General features: G+C 32.4%; 4 protein-coding genes. All 4 read left to right on the top strand.

Features of this window, described 5'->3' with window-relative positions:
- A partial coding sequence (locus PHQ99_08590) for a flavodoxin domain-containing protein (protein MDD4289629.1) occupies nt 1–462 on the top strand: 462 nt, incomplete at its 5' end.
- A 7-nt stretch (nt 463–469) separates the two neighbouring features.
- The gene (locus PHQ99_08585; protein ID MDD4289628.1) at nt 470–862 is read left to right on the top strand and encodes a metallopeptidase family protein; all 393 of its coding nucleotides are present in this window, start codon (nt 470–472) and stop codon (nt 860–862) included.
- Nucleotides 863–1,069: 207 nt separating this feature from the next.
- Nucleotides 1,070–1,837 carry an IclR family transcriptional regulator gene (locus PHQ99_08580; protein MDD4289627.1) on the top strand — a complete coding sequence of 256 codons (768 nt, stop codon included), beginning with the start codon at nt 1,070–1,072 and terminating at the stop codon, nt 1,835–1,837.
- A gap of 40 nt (nt 1,838–1,877) precedes the next feature.
- The coding region (gene arcC / locus PHQ99_08575) for a carbamate kinase (GenBank protein MDD4289626.1) at nt 1,878–2,843 on the top strand (966 nt) is incomplete at its 3' end.

Here is a 2,843-nt window from a genome sequence, read left to right as displayed (position 1 = left end):
CGCACCGGAAAAACTGAAAAAATTGCAAGACAGATTGGTGTTAAGATTAATGCAGAATTACAGGAAATAAAGGATTATAAAAAAAGGAATGGAATAATTGGTTTTATTACAAGTGGTAATGAGGCACATCTTAAAAAGACTATAGAGATAAAGGATATGGAAAAAGAGCCTGATAATTATGAAATTGTTATTATTGGTACGCCTATTTGGGCTAATAATATTTCAACACCTATAAGGAGTTTTTTAGGAAAGCACCATCCTATGTTAAAAGAAAAAGAGGTTGCTTTTTATTGTACAAGTTTAGGTTCTGACCCAAAACCTGTTTTTAAAGAAATGGAAAATATGATAATTAAAAAACCTATAACCGTCATGAATATAACTGCTCGAGATATCAAGAATCAATATCATGTTGAAATGGTTGATAATTTTGTGAAAGAAATAAAAAAACATGGAAAGCAATAAGAATTCAATGATAAATAAAAAACATTTTGAAGATTTGGTAGTAGAGGCAATAGCTGAATTACCGGAATATTTTCGGATAAAAATGGAAAATATTGCCATTCATATCGAAGACTTTCCTACCAGGAATATATTAAGGAATCTTGGCCAGAAGTCTCCATATTCATTGTTAGGTATCTACCAGGGTGTCCCGATAACGCATCGCGGGATACATTACCGGAATGTAATGCCGGACAGGATTATCATATACCGTGAGCCGATAATAAATAAAAATAAAAATGCCCGGGAAGTCAAAAATGATATAAAAAGGGTTGTGCTTCACGAGATAGGCCATTATTTTGGACTTAGCGATAATGTGTTACATGCCATTGAAAGAGAAAATATTTCCAAGAAACATAAATAATATAGCAATTCTTGCTCTTTTTTAATTCTTCTTTTATAATACTTCAAATAAAACTGATCAAAAGGCAAAAAAAATCGGCGTACATCTGACATGTGATTATGAAAATAAAAAAAACTTGCACCAAATCAAACTATATGGTATTTTAATAAAAATACCATATAGTTTGGAATACTGTTCCATATTATAGAACAGTCAAAGGTTATCATTATGAAATCAGTTGAAAAAACAATTAAAATACTTGATTGCTTAAGTGATGCCGAAAGAAGTTTAGGGGTTACAGAGATCTCTTCTTTGCTTTCTATTCCAAAAAGTACTGTGCACAGAATACTTACCACTCTTTTAAACCATTCAATAGTCACTCGAGATAGTGATACTTCAAAATATAGATTAGGGGTGCAGATTTTAAAATATGCAAATTCTTTTTATGATTCCTTTGATTTCAGGCAATATTCAAAAAACATATTGAAAGCAGTCTGTATGGAAACCCATTTAACGACATTTTTATGTATTTGGCAGGATGGAAAGGGAATTTGCATTGACTCTGTTGTTTCATCTCACAATTCTCATGCTCATCATCTATTTGTAGAAGTAGGCAAAATAATGCCTTTTCATTGTGCAGCATCAGCAAAAATTTTGCTAGCATATCAAGCACCCAAAGAAATTTCTCGTATTATTACAAATAACCAATTTCGTAAATATACATCCAAGACCATTACAGATCCCGATATGTTGAAAAAACATTTACAAACCGTAAAATTACAAAATTTTGCTGTTTGTGATGAGGAATTAGAAGTAGGGATTAGAGCAATCTCTGTTCCAATCAAGGACTTAAATAATCAGCCTATAGCCAGTTTAACAATCACTGGATTGGTAAGCAGAATTCCAATTAATAAATTATCTTATTTTATAGAAAACCTGACTAAAGCTGCTGAAAAAATATCAAATAAAGTAGGATATAAAAGAAATTTATTTTAATAGTAATTTACGGATATTAAAAAAGGAGAGTAGAATAGATATGGCAAAGGTTATATTAATAGCTTTAGGCGGAAATGCTATTAAACAGTCAAACGAAAAGGGTTCTTCTGAAGAGCAATTTCGGAATTGCTGGAAAACTACACAATATATTACCAATATTATTGAAAAATTAGCACCAGAAGATCGTTTAGTTATAACACATGGAAACGGGCCGCAAGTTGGAAATCTTATGGTTCAGCAGAAAGCAGCCGAAGAAGTTGTCCCTGCCCACCCAATGGATGTAGTAGGGGCAATGACCCAGGGACAGATTGGATATATGTTACAACAGACTTTGATTAACCATCTGAAAGAAAAGAATATTAATAAACCGGTCTGTGCTATATTGAACCAGGTATTAGTAGATAGAAATGACCCTGAGTTTGAAGGAGAAAATGCCTCTAAACCTGTTGGAAATTTTTTAAATGAAGAAGAAGCGGATGAAATGAAAAGGAATAATCCCGATTATATCTTTAAAAAAGTCAAGCCTAATGGCGATCGTTGCTGGAGAAGAGTAGTTCCTTCACCTGACCCTATTGCTAATTTGGAAGGAGAAGTCATAAAAAAGCTTGTTGATGCAGGGGTTATTGTTATTGCATCAGGTGGAGGCGGCATACCTGTTTTAAAAGATGACCAAGGAATAATAAAAGGTATTGAAGCAGTCATAGATAAAGATTTAGCTGGTGAAAGACTCGCTGAAATTATTAGTGCAAATATTTTATTTGTTCTTACTGATGTGGAAAAAGCAAAAATAAATTTTGGAAAGCCAAATGAAAAAGAATTAGGAATTGTAAATTATAAGGAAATAAAAAGATTTTATGATGAAGGTCATTTTTTAGCAGGCAGTATGGGACCAAAAGTAAAAGCCTGTCTGCGTTTTTTAGAAAACGGGGGAGAAAAAGCGATTATATCCTCTTTAGATAAAGTTATTGAGGCATATAAAGGTGAAACTGGAACCATTATTGAAAAA

The sequence above is a fragment of the Atribacterota bacterium genome (assembly GCA_028703475.1).
Taxonomy (GTDB): domain Bacteria; phylum Atribacterota; class Phoenicimicrobiia; order Phoenicimicrobiales; family Stramentimicrobiaceae; genus JAQVMU01.
The sequence above is the reverse complement of the archived record's forward strand: the minus strand, read 5'-3'. Positions and strand labels throughout refer to the sequence as shown.

Excerpts from the sequence above, each read along its gene's own strand:
- PHQ99_08585 (MDD4289628.1), top strand. The coding sequence starts at position 470 with ATGATAAATAAAAAACATTTTGAAGATTTGGTAGTAGAGGCAATAGCT.
- PHQ99_08580 (MDD4289627.1), top strand. The coding sequence starts at position 1,070 with ATGAAATCAGTTGAAAAAACAATTAAAATACTTGATTGCTTAAGTGAT.